At 56.6% G+C, this 23,482-nt stretch carries 17 protein-coding genes and 2 pseudogenes; 11 read left to right on the forward strand and 8 right to left on the reverse strand.

Features of this window, described 5'->3' with window-relative positions; translation table 11 throughout:
• Positions 1-18 precede the first annotated feature (18 nt).
• Positions 19-810, forward strand: coding sequence for a PAS domain-containing protein (locus KQI65_12400; protein ID MCB2205537.1), 792 nt, complete (start codon positions 19-21; stop codon positions 808-810).
• An 11-nt stretch (positions 811-821) separates the two neighbouring features.
• Here the strand turns inward: KQI65_12400 and KQI65_12405 are convergent, their stop codons facing one another.
• The 6 genes from KQI65_12405 to KQI65_12430 form a co-directional block, all read right to left on the reverse strand.
• Positions 822-1,718: an AraC family transcriptional regulator gene (locus KQI65_12405; protein ID MCB2205538.1), complete on the reverse strand. Its 897-nt coding sequence runs from the start codon at positions 1,716-1,718 to the stop codon at positions 822-824.
• Positions 1,719-1,873: 155 nt separating this feature from the next.
• Positions 1,874-2,863, reverse strand: a complete 990-nt coding sequence (locus tag KQI65_12410; protein ID MCB2205539.1) for an aldo/keto reductase — start codon at positions 2,861-2,863, stop codon at positions 1,874-1,876.
• 38 nt (positions 2,864-2,901) lie between these two features.
• The gene (locus KQI65_12415; GenBank protein ID MCB2205540.1) at positions 2,902-4,089 is read right to left on the reverse strand and encodes an iron-containing alcohol dehydrogenase; all 1,188 of its coding nucleotides are present in this window, start codon (positions 4,087-4,089) and stop codon (positions 2,902-2,904) included.
• 171 nt (positions 4,090-4,260) lie between these two features.
• Positions 4,261-5,613: an MATE family efflux transporter gene (locus KQI65_12420; protein ID MCB2205541.1), complete on the reverse strand. Its 1,353-nt coding sequence runs from the start codon at positions 5,611-5,613 to the stop codon at positions 4,261-4,263.
• A 50-nt stretch (positions 5,614-5,663) separates the two neighbouring features.
• On the reverse strand, positions 5,664-7,730 hold the full coding sequence (locus KQI65_12425; protein ID MCB2205542.1) for a hypothetical protein: 2,067 nt from the start codon (positions 7,728-7,730) through the stop codon (positions 5,664-5,666).
• Entirely contained in the window at positions 7,727-8,083 is a 357-nt protein-coding gene (locus KQI65_12430; protein ID MCB2205543.1) for a DUF4180 domain-containing protein, read from the reverse strand. Before KQI65_12430 ends, KQI65_12425 begins: the two co-directional genes overlap by 4 nt.
• A gap of 204 nt (positions 8,084-8,287) precedes the next feature.
• Between KQI65_12430 and KQI65_12435 the strand changes: the two genes are divergently transcribed.
• Entirely contained in the window at positions 8,288-8,575 is a 288-nt protein-coding gene (locus KQI65_12435; GenBank protein MCB2205544.1) for a DUF2164 domain-containing protein, read from the forward strand.
• 48 nt (positions 8,576-8,623) lie between these two features.
• On the opposite strand, the gene KQI65_12440 is transcribed toward KQI65_12435, so the two are convergent.
• Positions 8,624-12,862, reverse strand: a complete 4,239-nt coding sequence (locus KQI65_12440) for a T9SS type A sorting domain-containing protein (protein ID MCB2205545.1) — start codon at positions 12,860-12,862, stop codon at positions 8,624-8,626.
• Between the two features lie 384 nt (positions 12,863-13,246).
• On the opposite strand from KQI65_12440, the gene KQI65_12445 reads away from it, so the two are divergent.
• The 3 genes and pseudogenes from KQI65_12445 to feoB all read left to right on the forward strand — a co-directional run bounded on the left by KQI65_12445 (position 13,247) and on the right by feoB (position 17,236).
• On the forward strand, positions 13,247-13,888 hold the full coding sequence (locus KQI65_12445) for a metal-dependent transcriptional regulator (protein ID MCB2205546.1): 642 nt from the start codon (positions 13,247-13,249) through the stop codon (positions 13,886-13,888).
• 1 nt (position 13,889) lies between these two features.
• Positions 13,890-14,975, forward strand: coding sequence for a DtxR family transcriptional regulator (locus tag KQI65_12450; GenBank protein ID MCB2205547.1), 1,086 nt, complete (start codon positions 13,890-13,892; stop codon positions 14,973-14,975).
• Between the two features lie 90 nt (positions 14,976-15,065).
• A pseudogene (gene feoB / locus KQI65_12455) lies at positions 15,066-17,236 on the forward strand (ferrous iron transport protein B).
• Between the two features lie 39 nt (positions 17,237-17,275).
• On the opposite strand, the gene KQI65_12460 reads toward feoB, so the two are convergent.
• A complete protein-coding gene (locus KQI65_12460) occupies positions 17,276-17,728 on the reverse strand; it encodes an SRPBCC family protein (GenBank protein ID MCB2205548.1) in 453 nt (150 codons plus the stop codon).
• A gap of 465 nt (positions 17,729-18,193) precedes the next feature.
• Between KQI65_12460 and KQI65_12465 the strand changes: the two genes are divergently transcribed.
• The 6 genes and pseudogenes from KQI65_12465 to KQI65_12490 all read left to right on the forward strand — a co-directional run bounded on the left by KQI65_12465 (position 18,194) and on the right by KQI65_12490 (position 23,481).
• Positions 18,194-18,607 (forward strand): hypothetical protein, encoded by a 414-nt coding sequence (locus tag KQI65_12465; GenBank protein ID MCB2205549.1) that lies wholly within the window; start codon positions 18,194-18,196, stop codon positions 18,605-18,607.
• A gap of 188 nt (positions 18,608-18,795) precedes the next feature.
• Positions 18,796-19,014 carry a hypothetical protein gene (locus KQI65_12470; protein ID MCB2205550.1) on the forward strand — a complete coding sequence of 73 codons (219 nt, stop codon included), beginning with the start codon at positions 18,796-18,798 and terminating at the stop codon, positions 19,012-19,014.
• A gap of 58 nt (positions 19,015-19,072) precedes the next feature.
• Positions 19,073-20,371: pseudogene (locus tag KQI65_12475) on the forward strand (hypothetical protein).
• A gap of 55 nt (positions 20,372-20,426) precedes the next feature.
• On the forward strand, positions 20,427-20,927 hold the full coding sequence (locus KQI65_12480) for a hypothetical protein (GenBank protein ID MCB2205551.1): 501 nt from the start codon (positions 20,427-20,429) through the stop codon (positions 20,925-20,927).
• Positions 20,924-22,369 (forward strand): Asp-tRNA(Asn)/Glu-tRNA(Gln) amidotransferase subunit GatB, encoded by a 1,446-nt coding sequence (gene gatB / locus KQI65_12485; protein MCB2205552.1) that lies wholly within the window; start codon positions 20,924-20,926, stop codon positions 22,367-22,369. The genes KQI65_12480 and gatB overlap by 4 nt, the downstream gene beginning before the upstream one ends.
• Before the next feature lie 2 nt (positions 22,370-22,371).
• Entirely contained in the window at positions 22,372-23,481 is a 1,110-nt protein-coding gene (locus tag KQI65_12490) for a glycosyltransferase (protein ID MCB2205553.1), read from the forward strand.
• Position 23,482 lies beyond the last annotated feature (1 nt).

Raw genomic sequence — 23,482 nt, forward strand, 5'->3', positions numbered from 1 at the left:
TCATCGAAAGGCACAAACATGAAACCGCCACTTCGCATACTCTATCTCGAAGACAACCCACGTGACGTCGAGCTCGTCAAAGCATGTCTGGATGCCGAGAATATCGACTGCAGTATTGTCGATGTGGATGATCGGCCCGGCTTCCTGGAACACCTGATCGTGAATCCACCGGATGTCATTTTCAGTGACTATACTCTCCCCTCGTACAGTGGACTCGCAGCGCTCGACGATGCCGTGGGTTTCGCCCCAGACATCCCTTTCATTTTTCTCTCCGGTACGATTGGTGAGGAAAACGCTATTGAGTCCTTGAAACGGGGAGCAACCGACTATGTGATCAAGCACAATCTCCAGCGACTGCCTCCCGTGCTCCGCAGGGCGATCGCGGAAAAAGCAGAACAGCGACGCCGCCGGAATGCAGAGGAACTTATCCGTCAGAAAGAGCAGCGCTTCTCGGCATTCATGAACAATCTCCCGGGCGTTGCTTTTATCAAGGATAAGGACCGTCGCTATGTCTATCTGAATGACGCCGCGGAGAATTACATCTGTCACGATCCTCTCGACTGCCTGGGCAAGCGTGACGAAGAAATACTGCCGGACGAACTCGCCATGCGCATGCGCGATAGCGATGAAGAAGTACTGAAAGAAAAGCACATTGTGCACATTGTCGAGGAAATCACGGTGACATCATCTCCCCATCGCTGGTTCACCACCAAGTTCCCCATCCTCGACAAGTACGGAACAGCCAACTGGCTCGGCGGCGTCGGTATCGACATCTCCTCCAGCGAATTTCACGCACTCGGTCTTCAGTAAAAGCACGTCCGTCAGCTGGCGTGTCCCGCCTGGCGCATCGCGGAAATGTCTTTGACGGGGGGAGCACCGAAGAGTCGGCTGTATTCGCGGCTGAACTGCGAGGGACTCTCATAGCCGACCTGGAATGCGGCACTGGCGGCATCGATGCGTTCGATGAGCATCAGGCGACGCGCTTCCTGCAGGCGCAAACGTTTCTGGTACTGCAGCGGACTCGATGCGGTCATCGATCGGAAGTGATGGTGGAAGGTCGATGGACTCATTCCACTGCGATCGGCAAGGTCCTCGATGCGCAGTGGCGCTGTGTAGTTTTCCTTCAACCATTCAATAGCCAGTGCGATCTGTTGGCTCTGGCTGCCGGTCGCAGCAATTTGACGCAGCCTTTCGCCCTGTTCGCCAACGAGCAGACGATAGAGGATTTCTTTCTGTATGGTCGGTGCAAGGATGGGGATGGACTCTTCATCGTCGAGGAGCGTGACAAGTCGCCTGAACGCGTCAACCAGCGCTGGCGTCATCTCTCCTGTCGTCATTCCACGGCTGGACTGCCGGGTACGGGGCGCCGGGAGGTTGCCGTCAACGAGCATCTGTGAAATTTCCCGTACATCGAGTGTCAGGGTGATCCCGAGATAGGGCTTCTGCTCACTTGCGTCCTGCACCTGCACCACCGTGGGCAGATGCACCGAGGTCAACAGGTAACGATACGGATCGTAGGAAAAAACTTCCTTGCCGAGCATGACCCGTTTCCCGCCCTGCGCCACAACACAGACACTGGGCTCATGCATGCCGATCACAGCCTGTATCGGTTCGTTGAGACGATAGAGAGACATTCCTTTGATCGCAGTCGCCGGATGCTTTCGCCCCTCGGTCAATCGCGCTACATCACTTCTGAATTCCTGCAGTAACTGTTCCATGCTTCTATCCATACGCTGTTTTGCACTCAACACACCGCACTGCCCGTCCTCCCTGGACACTTCAGTTTTTCAGGAAGCTAGTGCATTCGCACAGAAGTTCCCAGTAGAGGACGGGCTGCAAGTTTCGCTGAAATTATATCAGTGAGACTTCACTGCTACCGGCCAAGTGTCTTCATGGCCCGTTCAGGGTAGCGCGTGCCCACGATCTCGATCGCGGATACCGCAGCTGCGATGTCCTGCAGATCCTGGTCTGTCAACTCAACCGACAGCGCGCCAAGATTCTCCTCGAGACGATGCGGCTTCGTGGTCCCCGGTATGGGAACGATCCAGGGTTTCTGCGACATGAGCCAGGCCAGGGCAATCTGTGCCTGTGTCGCATTCTTCTTTCCTGCGATGTCGCCAATCACATCGACAAGTGCCAGATTCGCTTTGCGTGCCTCGTTGTTGAAGCGCGGGACCGTGTTACGGAAGTCCGTCGCATCAAAATCAGTGTTCTCATCGATAGCGCCGGTGAGAAATCCCCTGCCGAGAGGACTGTAGGTCACGAAACCAATGCCCAGTTCTTCGAGCAGCGGGATGATCACTTCCTGGGGCTCACGTACCCAGAGAGAATACTCACTCTGCAGGGCAGTCACAGGCTGTACTGCATGTGCGCGACGAATGGTATCGGCGCCGGCTTCGGACAGACCGAAGTACTTTACCTTCCCTTCCCGAATGAGATCACCGACTGCACCGGCGACATCTTCGATGGGAACGTCCGGATCGACGCGGTGCTGATAATACAGATCGATGACATCGGTTCTGAGACGTTTGAGGGATCCTTCCACGGCTTTACGGATGTGTTCGGGACGACTGTTCATCCCGTGGTTCTTTCGCTCTTCGTCAATATTGAAACCGAATTTCGTCGCGATAACAACCTCGTCACGAACCGGGGCGAGCGCTTTACCGACCAGTTCCTCGTTGTCGAAGGGTCCATAGATTTCCGCGGTGTCGAACAGGGTGACACCCTCATCCACCGCCTTTCGGAGGATTGCGATGCCGTCGCTGGTGTCCACTGCGGGACCATAGCCCCAGCTCAGGCCCATACATCCATAGCCCATGGCTGATACCATGAGCCCCTGACTGCCTAATTTCCGTTCTTCCATTGTATCTCCTTCCATTGTTCATTCAGGGCGAATTGGGATTACAGCGCTTCTCGCAGAATCCCGACGATTTCTTCTTTACTCATTGAGGGACGACCCGGAAGCTTCCCATTGCCGTCATTGATGATGCGCAGCGTGTCTTCCGCGTAGCGATCGAGCAATTCGTCATCGATGCCGAGTTCCGAGAGATGGGTCGGACATCCGATGGAGCGCAGGAATTCTTCGAAGCGGTCGATGCCTTTCAGAGCGGTCTCTTCCGCACCACCGCCGTTGGATTTCACACCCATGACATTCTCTGCGAACTGCGCGAAACGTTCGGGACGCTGCTTCGCGGCAAAGCGCATCCATGAAGGATTGACAACCGCGAGTCCCGCCGCATGCGCGACATCATGGTGCGCGGAAAGCGTATGCTCGATCATGTGTACCGGATAGCCGGCATTTGTCCCTATCTGCACCCAGCCGTTCAACGCCACGACTGATGCCCACTGCACCTGTGCCCGGGCTTCCAGATCGTCACCGTTCTCGACCGCTTTCGGTCCCCACTCCATCGCGGTCTGAATCACACCCTCTGCGAAGCGGTCCTGTATCGGCGTACCGTCCACACCATTGAAGTATCCTTCCGTCACATGCGTGATGAGATCACATACACCGTACGCGGTCTGATCCTTCGGCACGCTCACCGTGAGCTCCGGATCGACAATCGCCGCCTTCGGGAAAAGGATTGGGACGTTGACGAAGGATTTTTCCTTTGTCTCTTCATTCGTCACGACAGCACCGCTGTTCATCTCCGAACCCGTGGCCGCGAGAGTCGGCACGGTGATGATAGGCAATGCCTTCTTGGGCGGAATGAAAGTCCCTTCAGCAGTGAAAAACATATTCCACGGCTCGCCCTCGTAAAACACCATCGCTGCCATGGCCTTCGCGGCGTCCATCGTGCTGCCGCCGCCGAGCGCAATGACGACGTCACAGTTTTCGTCCTTCGCAGTCTGCGCGCCACGAAGCACGGTCGTCAGACGGGGATTGGGTTCGACGCCCGCACATTCCACAGCCTCGACGCCAGCCGTTCTCAAACTCTCGATCGCGCGATCAAAGGTTCCGTTTTTCTTTACGCTGCCGCCGCCAGTTACCAGCAGTGCTTTCTTGCCATGGTTCGCGGTTTCGCTGCCCAGTTCCGCCAGCTTCCCCGCGCCAAAGATGATTTTCGTAGGATTCTGAAATTTGAATTGCATGATGTGCTCCTATTGCTTGAAATCGCTGAAGTCCTGTTTTATCCGGCTCAACGGCTGACGAGAGCTGCCGGCACCGGTTCAAATTCACCTACAATGTAAAAATGCAGCAGGTTTCACCGGTAGAGTGATCCTGCTGCATTCTTGCCTGATCCTGCGAGAAGGGGATGAAAATCACATTTCCCACTCCCCTTCCAGCGTGCGGACCGTTTTCTGTAGGTAAAAGAACGAGGCCGTCCCTGCGACGACGTTCGCAATGAACGCTGCCCAGAACACCCCCGTGATGGCGAAAATGTGTGAGCCGATCCAGGCCAGCGGAAGGTAGAGTACGACCATGCGCAGGATGGAAAAGGCGGCGGAGGGGTAAGGGCGGTTCAGACCGTTGAACGTCGAGGTACTCATGACCACCAGTCCCTGAAAGCCGTAGCTGAGCGCCACGATGTGAAAGTACTTGTACGCGATGGCCACTACGGCCACATCATCGGTGAACAGTGCGGCGACGAATTCCCCAAAGAAGAAGAGGAGAACGAACACTACTCCGCCCCACAGCATGGAAAAACGCCCCGCATATTTTACCGCGTCGATGATGCGTCGGTACTTGTGCTTGCTGAGATTCTGTCCTGCGTAGATCACCAGCACCGAGCCCAGGGCCATGACGACCATGAGAGCGAACATCTCGACGCGCGTCGCGACGCCGAAGGCGGCAACGGCTTCCTTGCCGAAACCTGCGAGGATTTTCGTGATCACGCCAACGGAGACAGGGACGATCAGCATGGTGAGGGTGGCGGGACCGGCGATGTGCGCGATGCTGCGCCAGGTGGACAACAGCTGCTGCATTCCCCCGAAGTGACGGGAAACAAGAGGCACTTTCTTGATCAGTACCCAGGCGATGATAGAAAAGCTCACGCTGCGTGCGATGACGGTCGCGACGGCCGCACCACGAATGCCCATTTCCGGAAACGAGGCATACCCGAATATGAACAACGGATCGAGGATGGCGTTCACAATACCGCTGGCGAGCATGATCATTCCCGGCGTGAAGGTGTCGCCGGTGGCACGCAGGATATTATTGCCGATCATGGGAAACAGAACGAAGGGTACACCGAGATACCAGATGCTCATGTAGTCTTCGACGAAACCGAGTACATCCCCCTTCGCTCCCATAGCACTGAAGATGGGACGAATGGTGAGCATGCCCACGACGACCACAAGCGTGACAACAATGAAACCAAGCAGCAGCGCATGACTGCCCATGCGCTTGACTTCCTCCCGTTCGGTTTTCATGATGTGGCGTGAAATGAGCGAGCTCGTACCGATACCGATACCAAGGGACAGGCTGTTGAGCACCATGACCACGGGAAAAGTGAAACTCATCGCGGCGAGTTCATGTACCCCAAGCTGCCCGACGAAGTACGTATCAACGAGATTGAATATGACAATCCCCATCATCCCCAGCAGCATGGGCCAGGTAAGGGATACCAGCTGTTTCTTTATGTCACCTTCGGTGAGGTTGCGTTCTTTTCGCATGAAAGGTCTTTCGCTACCGTTCCCTGAACACGATCAGCTCGCTTCTGGTTCTACTGCGGCTGCGCCAGTGCGCTGTCGAGACTTGCAGCGCGCGCGTACCAGATGCGAGAGGAATCAATCATACGCAGTTGTTCGTACATCTGCGCGATTACGAAGGTTGTCCATGCACCGAAATGCCGGGAAAGCAGCGGTTTGTGTCCGATGGACGCGCGGGTAGATTCATCGTATACGGAAATGTATTCCTGCAGGGCACTAATATCCTGCGGAGGCGCTATCGCATATTTCAGCAGCCGGCATTGTGGTACATCGGGATGTGCGGCTGCAAAGGAAGCGATGTTTTCCGGCGTGAGCACGGACCGGGCGATCTGCTGATTGAAGCGGAACAGCTGGTCGATGACATATTCGCTCGAATCAGCGGCATCCACTCCCTGCTGCACGCTCATCAGCAAACTGTCGGTGGGTTTCTGCATGATGAGTCCGCGCACCGCATCAATGTCATCCCGCGCACGTAGAGGATTGCGCATGTCGTTCACATAGTTCGTGAAACCGGAAATATCCCAGGGATAGCTGCGCAGTTCTATCATCTTTCGAAACGCCTGCACACTGCGCAGATCGTCACCCTTGTGCTGATAATACTTCCGAAGATTCAGGTAGCCGTACTGCGCAAAGTCCGGATGCACGTGATCTTCATCGAGATGAAGAACGGTCAGGTAACGCTGCAGGGCGGAGTCCTCATCGACATTTGTATATACCCATAGTGTCAGGGCGACGGCGGACCATACAACCAGTACGCCTGCCAGATAGCGTTTCAGCGCATGTTCGAGCGAAGCAGCCTGCAAAACTGCGTACAACAGAAACGCCAGAGCAATACCCAGCGGTGCGTATATGTCCCAGTCCCTCGCCATCCCGTAAAACGGGAAATGCACGAATGCGAGCAACAGCAGAGAGAGGGAGAAAATGGAGAACACCTGCGTTACGGGACGCGTCAGGCTTCCCCGCAGGCGCTTCGAAAACAGCAGTCCCGCCCCGAGCGCAAGCGGAATGGCAGCGACGAGCAGAAGTTCATTGAGCAGGTCGACAAGGTGATAAGAAGACAGCATCGTGTACGAGCCGGTCCACGACTGTTGGGAAAGCGGAATCAGCGAACCGTACAGCGGGGAAATCCCGAGCGTCATCACGAGTCCGCAGGCGACTGCAAAAAGCAGCAGGAAGGAAATGGCGATGATGCGAAAGACCCCGGCCGTGCTTTCCTTCTCTCGCTGCTGCTGCGCACGCTGATACAGGGCCATCAGAAATGCGGGGAGGTAAAACAGCGCCAGAAAATGCAGAGCGATGCTCAGTGCCAGGAAGATCGCGGGAAGAACGAGGCTTTCGCGTTGTGCAACCGCGCGATAAAGCGTCATGGCATATGCCAGGGTAGCGGCGAACAGGGGCGCATAATACTCGACGTACCCGAAGAAAAGCAGCATCCCGCCGAGTCCGAGAAGCAGTCCCACGAGAATCGCAGCGTCCGCCGCATCTTCCACTATGCCGCGCAGCCCCCGCAGCAGTACGAACACGAACACTGCTCCACTCACAGCAGTAATGATCCAGAACACCTGGGCGACGTTCACTATACTGAACACCGCCATGATTTTGGAGCCGAGGTAGAGAAAGATGAACGACGAAAACAGCGAATTGTAGCGGAAGAAGTCCACCTGTCCGCTGTCAGCCGTCCGCAGAATTTCAGCGAGGTAAAGAAAGCTGTCCCCCAGGAAGGAAAATGGAATTGCCAGTATGTAGAAGAGCAATCCCGCGAAAGCTGAAAGCCCGAGTGCCGCTCCAACCCCGATGCCTTTCTTTCCCGTCGCACCTCGCAACAATCCCTCAGTCACCTTTCCCATCACACCTGCCACCTGTGGAAGCAGTGCGAGCAAGGCGAGGACGAAAAGCGTGACCGCGAGCGCGGTCGGGACATACGCAGCATGGCTGAAGCCCCAGGTGCGCTGCTCGGGATACAGCGAACCGACTATCCAGAGGAGAAGGAGGAAAACAAAGGAGATTGTGATGGCAATGGGGACACGCGCGGGCCGATTAGTGTCCCTGCCTTTTTTATCCTTTACGGACCGTTTTTTCATGTCAGCTTTTCCACCGCCTCCTCTCTGCCTTTAACAAATGAGATATGCTCCCCGCGATAGCATTCGAGAATGAAAGCGCGCAACGCACTGCTGCTGTACTTGTCGAAGTCCCCGACAATCGCAAGCCGGAAACGGTAGTTGACATACTTCTGCAGTATTTCGCCTGCCAAGCGGGTCTTCAGATCAAAGAACGCCGGATCCAACTGCTTCTCATGGAGGATGAGACTGCGGGCACCCTGATAATCGGCATTCCCCATGAGGTCGAGTGCATCCTGTACAGTGGAGAGGACAACCTCGTCACCTCTGATCTCAGCAACGCGGTTCTCACCAAGTTGAAGTATGGTCAACTCCATAGCCATTTCCCGCAATGGATTATCATGAATGTATTCCCAATGATAGACTTCTTTTCCCGGAATTGAAAGTACGCCAGAGGCGATGGGGGGATGCGCTCCGCTTCCTGAGCCGGGGCGCTGGATATGGTTGTGGCACTGCCCTATATTTCAATGCAGGACAGGATTTTCACCGCCTGATTGTTTCATCTGCCTCATGTATGCCCCATGCCTGTTGAACTGACCTCCGAACAGAAAGCCGACGTGCTTGACTCGCTGCAGCGCTACTTCGACGAAAATCTCGACGGAGAAATCAACGAGCTGCAGTCCACCCTCCTTCTCGATTACATCCTTACCGAGATCGCGCCCTTCGCCTACAACCGTGGCGTCGAGGATGCGCGGGCCTACATCGCATCCATGGCCGAAGACCTTCCCGGTGTGTGTTTCCAGGATACATTGACGTACTGGGAGCACAACGAGGGCTCCGCGCGCAGGGTGCGCCGCAAACCGGACTGAACGCGCAAACCGGACGGAATGTTCGGACAACTGCGCGCCCTGTTTTTTTTATTTCTCTATCAGAACCAGCCGCGTATCCGATGCGGCTCCCGCGGTAACGGTGAGCACGTAGCTTCCGCTTACGAGGGAGGTGAATGTCATACGTGTCGTTCCTATTCCTCGCTGGTCCGAACGAATGGTTTTGGTCCACACTTCCCTGCCGAGAAGGTCGTGCATCCGAAGCTGAACTTCGGTCTCGGGGAGCGTTTCACAGACAATCACAATTTTCCCGCTGCCTTCGACCGGATTCGGATACACCGCGTTGATGCGCAGCTTTGTCGCGAGTGGTGGAATAGCGACGGACAGCGGGTTGCGCAGCACATACACGATCTGCACGTCGCCCGTACTCAGCGGCGTGTGCGAAAAATCGAGCATGCCCGTGTGGGTGCCCACAGCGAGTCCGGTCGTGTTCGGCTGCACGGTGACAGTCTGCACGTTGCTGCCGGATGCAGGATCGCTGTCGATCCACGCAGGCTTCGCGCTGATGCTCCAGTTCGCGGGGGAAGCATCACCCATCCATGTCTGTACGGTTTGCGGAGCGGGAAGTGGTCCGTTGTGCTCAGCTTCAAAGCGCAGCAGCCATGGACTCACCACCAGTCCCGCTGGCCGTCTGTTCACAACATCGATCGGATGATCACACGCAGGCTGCAGCACGCTGTCACCACATGAAGTCTCCCACCGTACGATCCACGGTCCCGGCACCAAGGCCTGGTAGTCTATCGCAAGCAACCATTCGACACTGAACTGTGCGCCGGGCGAAAGGGCAGGAATGGACCGAATGCTGTCAGCGCCATTGACCAGGCGCAGCATCGCGGGTGGCAGAATTGCGACCTCGCAGGCCGGTGTGACCGACTGGCCGTCGTTCTTCAGCGTGTACTGCAGTTGCAATGGATCAGGAATGATTCGTTCGATGTAATCATCTACCCAGACTGTATCGTGTCCCGCCGTGACGCAACGCAGCACATGCTCCGGTGTTCCTCCCTCGACATGAATCGACCGCATGCAATCGGTGTGTGCTCCCGTTTCCGCGGCATCGAATTCCACGATGAGGGGATTGTCTTCCGACTGCACATCGTATTTCGCATCGAGCGTCCATGTGACAGTCCACGACGCCCCCGGACCCAGTACTGCGGTGTCGCGCGAGGCGGGACCAAGCAATGCGCATCGCGTCAATGAAGCGGTGAGCAGTTGTGCATGCACAAGTGTCAACGTTTCGCTGCTGTGATTGTTAAGCGTCCCTGTGAGCACGAACGGTGATGGCGTGTATGCATCCGACGCGCCGTCATACGTCAGCGTGTCGGGTGCCTGCAGTGCGCAGACAAGAGGAATCGCGGGAGCGTCGATGTGATGCATGCAGCGTGTTGCTTCCACTTCGCCTTCATAGGCCGCAACTGAAAGCTGCACGACGCGAGCCTCCAGCATGGACGGAATGTTTATCCACCAGCGCAACGTGTCGTGGTCGCCTGGAGCCAGTGTTTGCAGCGTTTGCTGCGCAGAAGTGAGCAACTGGGCTCCTTCGAGATTGAGTATGGCATGGGTCAACGGTCTCGCGGTGTTTCCCGTATTGGCAAACACGACCTCCACTTCGAACGTATCCTCCACATATCCGGTCCCTTCCCGATTCACTGCAATCGTGTCCGGTGCTTCAATACTGCAAAACACTTCCGATACGAGTACTTCAAATTTGACGACAACCTGACAGGTATGTGTTACCTGGTCCCATTCACTGACGTAACTGAATCGGATGGTATCGCTGCAGGATTCCACGATAGGTGTTCGCGGGATGAGATCCCACATGAATACACGACGGAAACGTTCCCGTATATAGAATGGCGGGCGAGAGGGCATGTCCCCGGCTCTCAGCGCAAGATGCGGTGCGGATGAAAGATCCATCTGCAGAGCACTGTAGTGGGTGGTCGTGTCGGTGGTGTTTTCAACGGTGACCGATATTCCGACGAGTGAAGGAGTACAATCTACGCCGGACTGGCAACGCACGACGGCGGGACCCACGGCCTCGCAATCCGATAAGCCAGCGCCCGGAACTTTCCACAGACTGTCGCAGAACTGCATGTCGAACCCGAAGGTATCGACAATCGCAACCGTGCAGTGCAGTTCGCGATCAAAAAGCCATGTCGGCACGCGCAGCGTCCAGAACACCTCTTTCGTCTCATGCGCCCGGAGTATCTGCAGCAGCGTGAACAGCGTCTGAGGAGGATACAGCGTTGCGCCGGATTCAGGAGAAATGGCAAGCCGTACGCCTTTGAGCGCAGCGTCCTCTCCGGTGAGATTGGTGACCTGGAGACGCAGCGTCGCTGAATCCGAACGGAGATGTTTTCCATCCAGACGCAACTGCGGAGGCTCCATCAGCGAGACGTCGCAGGCAAGTTCGGTGTAGGCCAGATCGCGGTACACCACAGTCATGCGCTCGATTGTGAAATCGCTTCCCGCGCAAAACCGTTTCTGCAAAGCGAGAACGGACAGTTCCAACGAGGTGTACGGTGCGACCAGGGAGATCACCGGATGCAAATGCCAGGTAATCGTTCTTTCACCACCCGGTTGGATGGATGGCAACACGACTGTACTGCCCGGGGATCCATGCGTGATGCTGAGTCCCGGCGGCAGCTGGAGTGTAATATGGACGGAATCCGTCGGTATGGTGGCGGATGGATTCCTCACGATCAGCAGGGCGGTCAACGTTGACGGATTGGTGACACCGCGGCGCAGATCGATAAGAAGGGTATCGGGCAATGAGAATTCTACCTCGACAACGGATCTGTCGGGTTTCAGGCCAGTGTGCAGCGCTTCCCTGCTGCAGAGTGCCGGCATGCTGAGAGCGCCAAGAAATGGATCGTTGACAGTGGTATGGGCTCCGTTCAATCCTGCCGTGGGCGGGAGTCCAACGGCAGCGTTTGAGGACCCACCGAGATACATGGTATTTCCATGAAGCGTCAGCGAAGGCAAGGGAGTCACTCTTCCGATTCGTGTGTTGTATGAAACCTCCCGGGTATTGGTATTGATGACAGTGATAAAGTTCTCGCCCTCCGGCGTCAGTGGGTCAGTGAGAGGAAAATTCTTTCCGAGGGTGACGCCGCTGAGTAGGACGCTTCCACAACTGTCTACGTCCATCTCACCGCAATATGTATTCTTGTCGCTGCAGATCAGTGTACCAAACGTGATCTGCCCGCTCCGATTGAACCGCGTGAGTGCGATAGCCTGGTAATTCGTCGGCAAGAGGAACAGTGTGTCGGTAACGGGATAATCGCTCGAACGCGTTTCCCCTACGAAATAGAGGTTGCCGAATTCATCAAAACGCAGCCTGCGGTGAAATGTGCCGGACGCGTTCCAGTACTCCGCCGCACTGCCTCCGAGGTAGGTCGAATAATTCACCCGCTGTCCATCAGATGACAGACAGGAAAGCACAAAATCCATACCTCCGGCAATGTTCGGCTGGGCTGCGTTGACCATGGGATAATCCCCGCTGTCCCACGCGATGCCCGCTACTGCAAGCTGATCATCCTGCACGGCGATGTGTGTGAATTCCTCATGGCCCATTCCCCCGAAACAGCTGGCATAGGCGAGCGAATAATCGGTCCCGCAGAAAATCATGATGAAGCCATCCTCGCTTCCCTGATTCTGGGCGAACATCGCGTTGCCTGTCGTGGACGGCGGTGTATCATACGTATGCGCAATAAAGTAGAGGTCCCCGTACGCATCCGTTTCCATGTCTGCGTACTGCTGGATTTTTTCATCCGGGAGATACGATACGTACTTGACGTATCCTGTGCTGTCGAGCACCACGATTCCCCAGTTCGACCGGCTCTTCTGCTGTGCATCGGGGGTGAGCCAGTCATCGAGCGGCTGTGATCGGAGCAGCATGATCAGATCATCATTGCTGCCAATCGCCATATCCATCAAACTCCGTCCCTGTATCGCAAGCGTACGACTGTAGATGATACTACCATCATCGCGGCATTTCAGCAGGAAGAGATCCCACTTGGCGGGAGGGGACGCAGCGGGCTGCTGCGGGAAATCCACTGATTGTGTTGTACCGGCCAGGTATGCATTCCCCTGTCGATCAACGCGCGTCATGTACGCATCATCGTTCCCGCTTCCCCCGGAATATCCCAGGAAAGAAAGGTCCACAGGGAACGGAGCTGCAGGGGGCGGCAACTGTTGCGCGTGGAGAATGGAAAGACTGAGAAGCAGGAGGAGCGGAAAATGAAAAGCTGGACGCTTGAGTATGAACATACCTCACCTCAGATGCACATGGCGGTCCCCCCGAGGCCACCCAAACATCGGGGTAATGATATTACTTCGTCTCTATGTCATGCGGCATGCATTCGCATGCATCGATTGGTCCAGTATCTTCGCCCCATATTAATCAGGTTATTTCGCATTGTCAATACAGTCGAGCGATACACTCCACCACAAAAACCACGCCGATGGCGAAAGCCACGTTGATGTTGGCTGCTGTGTCCAACGACGCTGGACGTCACCTGCCATGTGCCATCACCCTGAGTTCGGTCACAGGGCGTGAAAAATCCACTTGACATTCTAATTAGGCTGGCCTAAGTTATGACTTAGCACAGCATAATTCCGGTATGAGATATGAATGTCGCCACGGATGATTACTTGAAAACCATTTTCAACCTCACGCGCACGGGTGCGCGGGCCGGGACGAAGGAAATTGCGGGAATTCTGGCAGTCTCGCAGGCTTCCGTCACGGGATACCTGCAGCGGCTCGCGGCGGAGCAGCCCCCACTTGTGGATTATCGCAAGCGCGGTGGCGCGATGCTTACGTCCGAGGGCGAGCGCTGGGCGCTGAAAGTGATTCGACATCACCGTCTGCTGGAAACCTTTTTGCATCGCGTGCTTGGATATTCGTGGGACCGCGTGCACGACGAAGCCTGTCGGCTCGAACACGTAATTTCGGAGGAGTTCGAGGAAAAAGTCGCGGAATTACTTGGCAATCCCACCCATGACCCGCATGGGGATCCGATTCCCGACCGCGACCTGAACATGCCGGATGCGCGATCCCTTTCGCTTGCCGAACTGCAACCTGGGGACGATGCGGTGGTCGAGCGCGTCAGCGACAGCGATGCGGAGCTTCTGCGTTTTCTCTGGGAGCGCGATGTCGTACCAGGCAAGCGCCTGACGGTGGAGGGACTCTCCCCTTTCGACCGAAACATGACCATACAGGTGCATGGCGTATGCGGCACCGTCGTGCTTGGTCCCATGGTCGCACAGCAAATCTTTGTACAGAGCGAGGGGTGACATGTCACAACCATTGATAAACCTCATCATCTTTACGCTCATCGTCGCAGTTACCTGGCTGGGTTGGCGGTATGGACGCCATTTCCTGCGTCTGCTGCGCCGTAACCGGGAATTCACGGCGCGTGTACTGCGAGAAGACGTTCTCAAATTCCTGGTCGAACTCGGGCTCAATGACAGTGTGGCCGAAGAAAGGGATGTGCTGCGCGCATTGCAACTCGAAGAGCAGGAACTGCGTCCGGTACTCTCAGATCTCCGACAGCACGGAATGCTGGGCGAAGAACTTGAGCTCACAGAAAAGGGACGAGAATACGCGCTCCGCATCATGCGCGCGCACCGGCTGTACGAACGCTACCTGGCTGATGAAACCGGGTATGAGGAAACCGAGTGGCATCGCAGGGCGGATGAATATGAACACAGGATGACGGACAGCGAAGTGGCAGGACTGGCCCGCCAGCTCGGGAATCCCACGCATGATCCGCATGGCGATCCAATTCCCGCGCACGACGGCTACGTCGCCTATTATAAAAACAGCATGCCGCTCAGCGAACTGCCCGCGGGCAGGGAAGCACGTATCGTGCACGTAGAAGACGAACCGGAGGAAGCGTATGCGCAGCTTGTCGCCGCAGGCGTGGCAAGTGGACAACAGCTCCACCTGCTGCGGAATTCTGGTGGAGAGCTGACCTGTGCCTGCGAAGGACGCGAGTTGAACCTCTCATCTGCCGTCGCCGGGAATGTCACGGTCGTACCAATCGAGGAAAAGGCAGAGGAACAAACACACGCCGCAACTGTCGATGGACGCTCGTTGGCGGATCTGCGTCCCGGCGAATTTGCCACCGTACTCAGCCTTTCAAAGCGCATCCGTGGCAGTGAGCGCAGGCGTCTGCTTGATCTCGGACTTCTGCCCGGTACACGTGTGAGTGCGGAAATGCGCAGTGCCGGCGGTGATCCGGTCGCGTATGATATTCGCGGCTCACTCATCGCGCTGCGCCGCAAACTCGCGGAACTCATCCTTGTCCAGGCTGCGGATGGTGCAGCGGACAATGCTCCGCCTACCATCCTTTCAACGGAATCGCACACTGAGGAATAGACTGCCGTCATGGAAAAAGAACTTCCCATCGCACAGAACAATACACCCGCACGGAAACAAGCATCTGCGGATGCCTGTGCAAGTTGTCCCATGCATGACGCTGGTGCACTCAAGCGTCTTGGCGTGGATATGGAAAACTTCGATTTCGTCGTCGCCCTCGCCGGAAATCCAAACACCGGGAAGAGTACGGTATTCAATGCGCTGACCGGACTCCGACAGCATACCGGGAACTGGCCGGGCAAAACCGTAACGCGCATGGAAGGCGGCTTCTCCTACGGGGGACGGAATTACAAGCTCGTGGATCTTCCCGGCACGTACTCGCTGCTCGCAACGAGTGAAGACGAACTCGTGGCGCGCGATTTCATCCTGTTCGGACAACCGGACGTGACGCTGGTGGTCGTGGATGCCACACGCCTCGAGCGCAACCTGAACCTGGCGTTGCAGGTTTCGCAGATTACAGAGCGCGCGGTGCTCTGCCTGAACCTCATGGATGAGGCAAAGCGCAAGGGACTCGAGATCGATGACCGGCGACTGGCGCGCGATCTCGGCATGCCCGTCGTTCCCATGACCGCGCGACAGCACAAGGGCATTCCCGAATTGCTGAACGTCATCGCCGATATGGCGGCATCCAATGTGCGTTCCAAGCCCTATCGCGTCAGCTACCGGTCACGCGAACTGCGTTCTTCGCTCGCGACGCTGACGGAGATGATACAGAACACGGTACCAGGACTCCCGAATGCCGAATGGGTGGCACTGCGGCTTCTCGACGGGGATGAGTCCATCACCCAGGCCTTCCTCAAGGGCGAACTCGGGGAGATACGCGCATGACACCAACTGCCAATACTACCGCGGCAGACATCGTCTCCACCGCACAGAAACTGCGCTGGGAAATCGGTGGTGAGCTGCACGATCAACTTTCGGAATCCCTCTACGCGGAAGCAGCACGCATCTCCGACCGCGTGGTCGCAAGACCCGATCGCGCTGCATCCCGCGGCTTCGACCGCACGCTCGACCGCATTCTCACCAGCCGCATCTGGGGCTTCCCTCTCATGCTGCTGCTGCTCACGCTGGTATTCTGGCTCACGATCAGTGGCGCGAATATTCCGTCCGCCATACTGGCGGGATTACTGATCGATACGGTGCATCCGTTGCTGAAAGAGGCGGCTGCATCTATCGGACTCTGGTGGTGGCTCGACGGGTTGCTTATCGACGGCATGTATCTCGCAACGGCATGGGTTGTCAGCGTCATGCTTCCTCCCATGGCGATTTTCTTCCCCCTTTTCACCCTGCTCGAGGATTTCGGGTATCTCCCGCGCGTCGCCTTCAATCTCGATTCACTATTTCACCGTGCCGGTGCGCACGGGAAGCAGGCACTTACGATGACTATGGGCTTTGGCTGCAACGCCGCGGGAGTCATTGCGACACGTATCATTGACTCGCCACGCGAACGCCTCATCGCCATCATCACCAACAACTTCGCACTGTGTAACGGACGCTGGCCCACGCAGATTTTGCTTGCAACCATATTCATCGGTGCACTGGCACCGGCACACCTGGCGGGACTCATCTCCGCACTGGCTGTCGTCGGTATTGCAATGCTGGGCGTGCTGCTTACGTTCGTGACATCATGGAGTCTATCACGCACCGTGCTTCGCGGTGAAGCCAGTGCCTACAGCCTCGAACTGCCCCCCTATCGTCCCCCGCGTTTCTGGCAGACGATTTACACTTCCATTATCGATCGCACCGTCATCGTACTCTGGCGCGCCGTGAAGTTTGCATTGCCCGCAGGTGCTGCTATCTGGCTTTCCGCAAATATCATGGTCGGGGATGCGAGCATTGCCGAGCACCTCATCAACTGGCTCGATCCGGTCGGAATATTTATCGGCCTCAACGGCGTCATCCTCGTCGCCTACATTCTCGCCATCCCGGCAAACGAAATCGTCATTCCTACCATTCTCATGCTCACGGTTCTCGTTGGGGGACTGGCCGGTGTCGGCGACGGTGCCGGTGTGATGTTCGAACTGCAGTCGAACAATGACATTCTCACCGTGCTCCATGCCGGGGGATGGACGCTGCTGACCGCCATCAACCTCATGCTGTTCAGTCTGCTGCACAACCCCTGTAGCACTACGCTGTATACGATTTACCGGGAAACCGGGAGCATGAAATGGACCGTGGTATCCGCCCTGCTGCCCATCGCGATGGGCGTAGCGACAACGTTCGTGGTAACGCAGCTCTGGTACCTGTTCGGTCTTGGCTGATCAGCACGGAAGCGGATTCTCTGCGATCGTCACGGACACTCAGGCACCGTCGGGGACCTCAGCTTCGACGAGCAGCGCGAACAGTTGCAGTGACTCCTGCCATCCCAGGTAACAGGCGTCCTCAGGAATCAGGTCAGGAACGCCAGCTTGCACGATACGCAGTTCTGTCCCAACCGACACTTCCTTGAGTGTAATCGTCACCTCCATCTCTCCCTCAAGGCCTGGATCGTCGAACACGTCGATATACACCAGCTTTTCATTCGGGATGATCTCGGTGTAGGTTCCGCCGAATGCGTGTACGGTACCGGTGCTGAAATTCGTGAACGACATCTTGTACGTCCCACCCACCTTCGCATCGATGTGATGTACCTTCCCGGTAAAGCCATGCGGCGCCATCCATTTCACCAGAGCACCCGGATCAAGAAAAGCGCGATAGACGCGTTCGGGCGGCGCATGCAGAATGCGATGCAGTTTCACGGTAAACGTTCCCATGGGATCCCTTTACTCCATGATTCTTTCGAATATGCACTTTCTGCATAATCCGCACTTCAACAATCAAATACAAGTCTGGAAATACTGACCGGTTATCGTACAGAAGCGGCCAGATGACCAGCACCCTGTGAGTGCAGCTTTTTAGAAGGGGAAACAGTATTCCCGTGGATTACCGTGTTCGGGAATGAGACTTTTTCTCCGAAATCCTGTTCGTAATCCGAACGCAGGGACTATTTCGCATTCATAGAGTGAAGAAAACAAGCGGCATTCGCCGGTTTCTGCCGGGGAGTCCGTTTGGCACGGTTCATGCTTAAATATGGGCGAACCGGAAGTTCAGAAGTTTACGAGGAAGACAGGTCTCCGAACCTGGAGGAAGTGCCGCGGGCTCCGCCGACGGCGGCGGAGCTCCGCAGTTATCTCAAGTGCAAGTGCGCTTAACACCATTTTCAGCAGAGGAGATACATTATGGGCACTCAACAACTACTACTTATCGTTCTCGGCATCATTGTCGTCGGGATCGGCGTCAGCATCGGCTTTACCATCTTCGATGCGAACGCGGACCAGGCGAACAGGGATGCGATCACGGAGGACTGCCTCCACCTTGCCGCTGCGGCCCAGGGTTTCTATCACAAGCCTGCGGTGCTCGGAGGCGGTGGCCGCAGTTTTGAGAATATCTCCATTGCCGACTGCGGCATGGCGGATACAGATGATGCGCAGACCGGACGGAACCTCAACGCGACCTACGCTGTTGCCGGCGCCGGTGATCGATTCACCATCACGGCTTCATCCAGTGTGGGTGATGAAAAGACCGTGACACTTATATGTGACATGTCGCAGCCGGAACCAAACCGTCTCGATGTGCAGTACGCCAACTGGTAATTCCGTCACCCACTGCACACCGTCAGACACACTCGAACAATACCCCCCTCGACTCATAGATCCATCACCCAGGCACCCTTCCCCGATTTTCGGGGAAGGGTGAGTTTTATAACGACCTACAATCCCTGAAAACGCACGCTTGAGATTGGCGCGCCGCAGCAGTAGTATGCATTTAAAGCAGCATGAGCATGCGCGAACAGCTATATCGTTTCAGCAGGCAATTGTCGGGACACATCATCCTCCTGGCACTGTACTACTGCGTGTTTTTCCTGCTGTTCTTCTTCCTGGCGGATATGAGCATCGTACAGGTACGTGAGGACAGGCGCATGGGGCAGATATTTTCAGCCCTGCTGATGGGCGGGTTCTTTACCGCCTTGCATTACTATCTTTTCCGGAATCGACGGTAGCGAGGGTTCATATTCCGGGGTAGTTGCATCTGCGGGGGGAAACAGATTTATTGCGTTGATGCCGCAGGAGCGATCCATACCGACGTACAAAGGGATATTCATCTTCTGGCTGCCGCTGCTCGCGACGTGGCTGATGATGTCCGTCGAAGGACCCTTTCTCGCAGCCATCATCGCGCGCCTGACCGAGCCGAAATTCAATCTCGCCGCATATGGCGTGGCCTTCTCCTTTGCACTGATCGTGGAAGCCCCCATCATCATGATGATGAGCGCCTCCACCGCCCTGGTGAGCAATCGCACATCCTATCTCAAGCTGCGCAACTTCACGTTGCTGCTCAACGGAGGGATCACAGTGCTGATGGCCGTGCTCGTACTGCCCCCGGTCTTCCCCCTCATCGCGGAGGATCTGATCGGTCTCCCTCCCGAGGTTTCTCATCTCACGCATCTCGCAACAGCGCTGTTGCTTCCCTGGCCTGGCGCGATCGGCTTTCGCCGCTTTTACCAGGGACTCATGATTCGGGGAAACCAGACCCGGCGCGTTGCGTACGGCACCATCATCCGCCTTTTCAGCATGGCGGCGACGGCGCTGCTGCTCTACCTGTTTACCCATATCCCCGGTGCAGCGGTGGGTGCGATTTCCCTCTCGGTCGGTGTTTCCCTTGAAGCCATTGCCAGCCGCATCATGGCGCATGCGAAGCTGCATGAACATCTTGCCAATGACGACGCTTCCGATAATGGCATGACCTACCGTTCCATTTTCGCTTTCTATTATCCTCTTGCCCTGACCTCCCTGCTGGCGCTCGGCGTGCAGCCCATGATCACGTTTTTTCTCGGACAGTCGCGCATGGCACTCGAATCGCTCGCCGTCATGCCGGTGATCAATACGCTGGTGTTCATTTTCCGCAGCTTCGGTTTGTCGTATCAGGAAGTGGCCATCGCGAAGTACGGAGAGCATTTCGAGGGATATGTGCCCGTGCGGAATTTCGCGGCAGTGCTCGGGGTGAGTGCGGTGGTCGGACTGGCACTGATCGCATTCACGCCGGTGGCGGATTTCTGGTTTGTCACGCTTATGGGACTCACGCCTGATCTCGCGACGTTCGCCGAGCTGCCCACCATGCTGCTCGTGCTTATTCCCGGGGCGTCCGTTCTGCTATCCTATCAGCGCGCTACCCTGGTGAGTGCAAAACGGACTGGTCCGATTACCCTGGCGACCGGACTCGAAGTCGGTACCATCATCCTCGTCCTTTTCATCGGCATCGTCGCCTTCGATCTCGTGGGCGCCGTTGCCGCAGCTGTTGCGCTGTTCATCGGACGCCTGGTTGCAAACAGCTGGCTCTGGCGTCCCGTAGCCCGCGCCATCGCAGCAATGCGCAGTGACACAACCCCACTCCATCCATTGAAGGAAGAGAAAGCTCATGCGTGAACTCGACATCACAATCCAGACACCCTGGCAAAAGCGTCAGACGTTGCTCTTCGTCGCGGTCTGTATAGCCATCGTTGCTCTTTTCGTGTACACAATGAGTTTTGCTCACCCCTCGGACTCCATATGGTCTCTCCTCCTGCGCATTTGGTTCATCTATGTGCTGATCATTGGCGGATACCGGCGCGCGCGCTATGTCAAAGCGCAGTATGTACGTATTCATGATGGCGGGATGTCGTGGAGGCTCACACAGGGATACGATAACAATATCTATACACTGCCGCAGCTCTCAACGGGTGATTACCGCTGGGAGGAAATCGAAAACATCTGGCATTCCGCCACTGGCATGCACATTTCGATCAAAGGCATGAAGGAGGAATTCTACGTCGCCCTCTCGGTACTCTCCTACGTCCAGCGGCAGGAAATAAAAGCCGCCCTCGCAGAACACTTTCCCGCAGGCGCGCACAGCACCGGGGAAAAAGCAGCTGAAGCATGAGTGTTGACGTTGTCATAGGACTGGAAATCCACGCGCAGCTGCTGACACGCAGCAAAGCGTTCTGCGGTTGCGCCGTGGATGAGGAAGCCGCGCCGAACACGCGCTGCTGTCCGGTCTGTCTCGGCCACCCGGGTGCGATGCCCGTGCTGAACGCGGCGCTCCCGCAGGCAGCCGTGATGCTGGGGAGTGCATTGCAATGCGACATCCGATCGACATCCACTTTCTCCCGCAAACATTATTTCTACCCCGACCTGGTCAAGGGCTATCAGATCACGCAGTACCGGGATCCCATCTGTGCGAACGGTGCGATGTCTTACATCAATGCCTCAGGGGAAGCGGACAATGTGCGCCTGACGCGCATACACATGGAGGAAGACGCCGCGAAGATGAAGCATACGGAAGATGGGTCGCTTGTAGACTATAACCGCGCAGGTACGCCGCTGCTCGAGATTGTCACAGCGCCCGATTTCGACAATCCCGCCGACGCTGCCGCGTTTATGAAATCCCTGCGCCAGCTGCTGCGCTGGCTCAACCTGAGTGACGGAGATATGGAACGGGGATCGCTGCGCTGTGATGCCAACATCTCACTTCGCAACGCGGACGGCAGTGCGGGAGAGCGCACAGAGATCAAGAACCTGAATTCTTTCCGCAGCGTCGAACGCGCACTCGCGTGGGAAATCCTTCGACAGCGCCGCATGCAAGAGAGCGGCGGCACCATCGAGGCGGCGACGCTTTTGTGGGACGAGGATGCGCAGGAGGCACGCATCATGCGTGGCAAGGAAAGCGCAGCAGAATATCACTATCTGCCTGAGCCCGATCTCCCTCCTGTCCTTGTCACATCTGAGATGCTGCAGTCTGCGCGCGACACGCTTCCCGAACTTCCCTTCGAGCGCTGGTCGCGGTATGTCGAAGATTTCGGACTGTCACCGCAGGCTGCGACCACGCTTACGAACGAAAAGACCTTCTCTTTCTACTATGAGCAGCTGATCAAGCGGCTTCCGATTGAAAATGCACCTGTCATCGCCGCAAAGTGGATGACCGGAGAGGTCCTGCGCGACATGCACACCTTCGGTGACACCACACCTTGTACATCGGCAACTTCGCTGGCACGTCTGATCATGCGCGTGGAGGATGGTACAATCAGTTATTCCGCTGCGAAGGAGGTGCTTCCCGCGCTGCGTACAGGTGAGGACGTTGATGCGCTTATCGATAATATGGAGCTTCGACAACTGCACAATCCCACCCTCTTGCATCAGTATATCGTAGAGATCCTGGATGATTTCCCTGACCAACTGGCAAAATACTGCGAAGGGAAACAGCAGCTCTTCGGATTCTTCATGGGACAACTCATGCAACGCACCGATGGGAGAGCGGAACCGATCACAAGCAAATCACTGCTCACAGAGCTTCTGACAGAACGCTGCGCGAGAGGTGCATCCTGAGCATGGAGACCACTCTTTTCACCGTGTTCATCCTCAGCGCCGTGCTCACAGCACTCGGTTTCGTATTCATCTATCTCGGGTGGCGACGCGCATTGCGTATTCCGCCGCAATCGACACGGCATGAGGAAATAACCGTTGTGGTTGCAGCGCATAATGAAGCGGCGCGCATCCCTCGCCTGCTCGCGTCGCTTGCAGCACAGCGTTTCCCGAAGGAACTGCTGCATGTCCTTGTCGTCGATGATCGCAGTGAGGACGGCACGGCAGCGGTGGTGGAGCGTGCCACAGGTGCACTGCAGCTGCGGTTGCTGCGCATCGACAGCGTCCCTGACGATGTTTCTCCGAAAAAGTTTGCGCTTCATCGCGGAATCAGCGAAGCGCAGACGGACATCGTGCTCCTGACGGATGCGGATTGTGAGGCGGGGGAAGAATGGGCAGGGGCAATGCTGCGCACATTGCAGCGCGGGAATGATGTCGCAGCGGGACTCGCGCCCCTGCGATCAACACGATATGCACATTCTGCATATTCCTCATTCGATGCATGCCGTACGCTTGCGATGATGTCCGCTGCCACGGCCTGGGGCGTCCCGTACATGGCAACGGGACGCAGCTGGGGATTTCGCCGCGAGGCGTATGAGCGGTGCGGCGGACTCGAACCGCTGTTCGGGCAGCTCGGGGGAGACGACGACCTGCTGCTGCAGCGTATGCATGCACAGGGCGCGCGCATCGGCATGTGCATCGAACAGGATGCGATGGTCTGGTCCTCCACTCCCGCCTCCTGGCGCGCACTGCTGCGCCAGAAACTCAGGCATTACCGTGTCGGGGCGTCGTATCAGGGACGCGGCGCATGGCTGCTCGGGATCTTCCTCGGGGTCGAACTGCTGACGGTACTCACCGGTCTCATCCTCATCGCTGTTCTTCCCGGCATGCAAAAACTGCTCCCTCCCATTTTCATCGTATGGACGCTCTGGTACGCGACAGGCTTTCTCGTCGCCCCGTTCAAATGGATGGACGCAGAGCGCTCGCGGATACAGCTTGTGAAATGGGAAGCGTTTCATATTTTTTACTCCGTGATCGTATCCCTTTTGTCTCACATCCGTCCTTCACGCTGGTAGC

It is taken from the genome of bacterium, assembly GCA_020444325.1.
Lineage (GTDB): Bacteria > Bacteroidota > Ignavibacteria > SZUA-365 > SZUA-365 > BM516.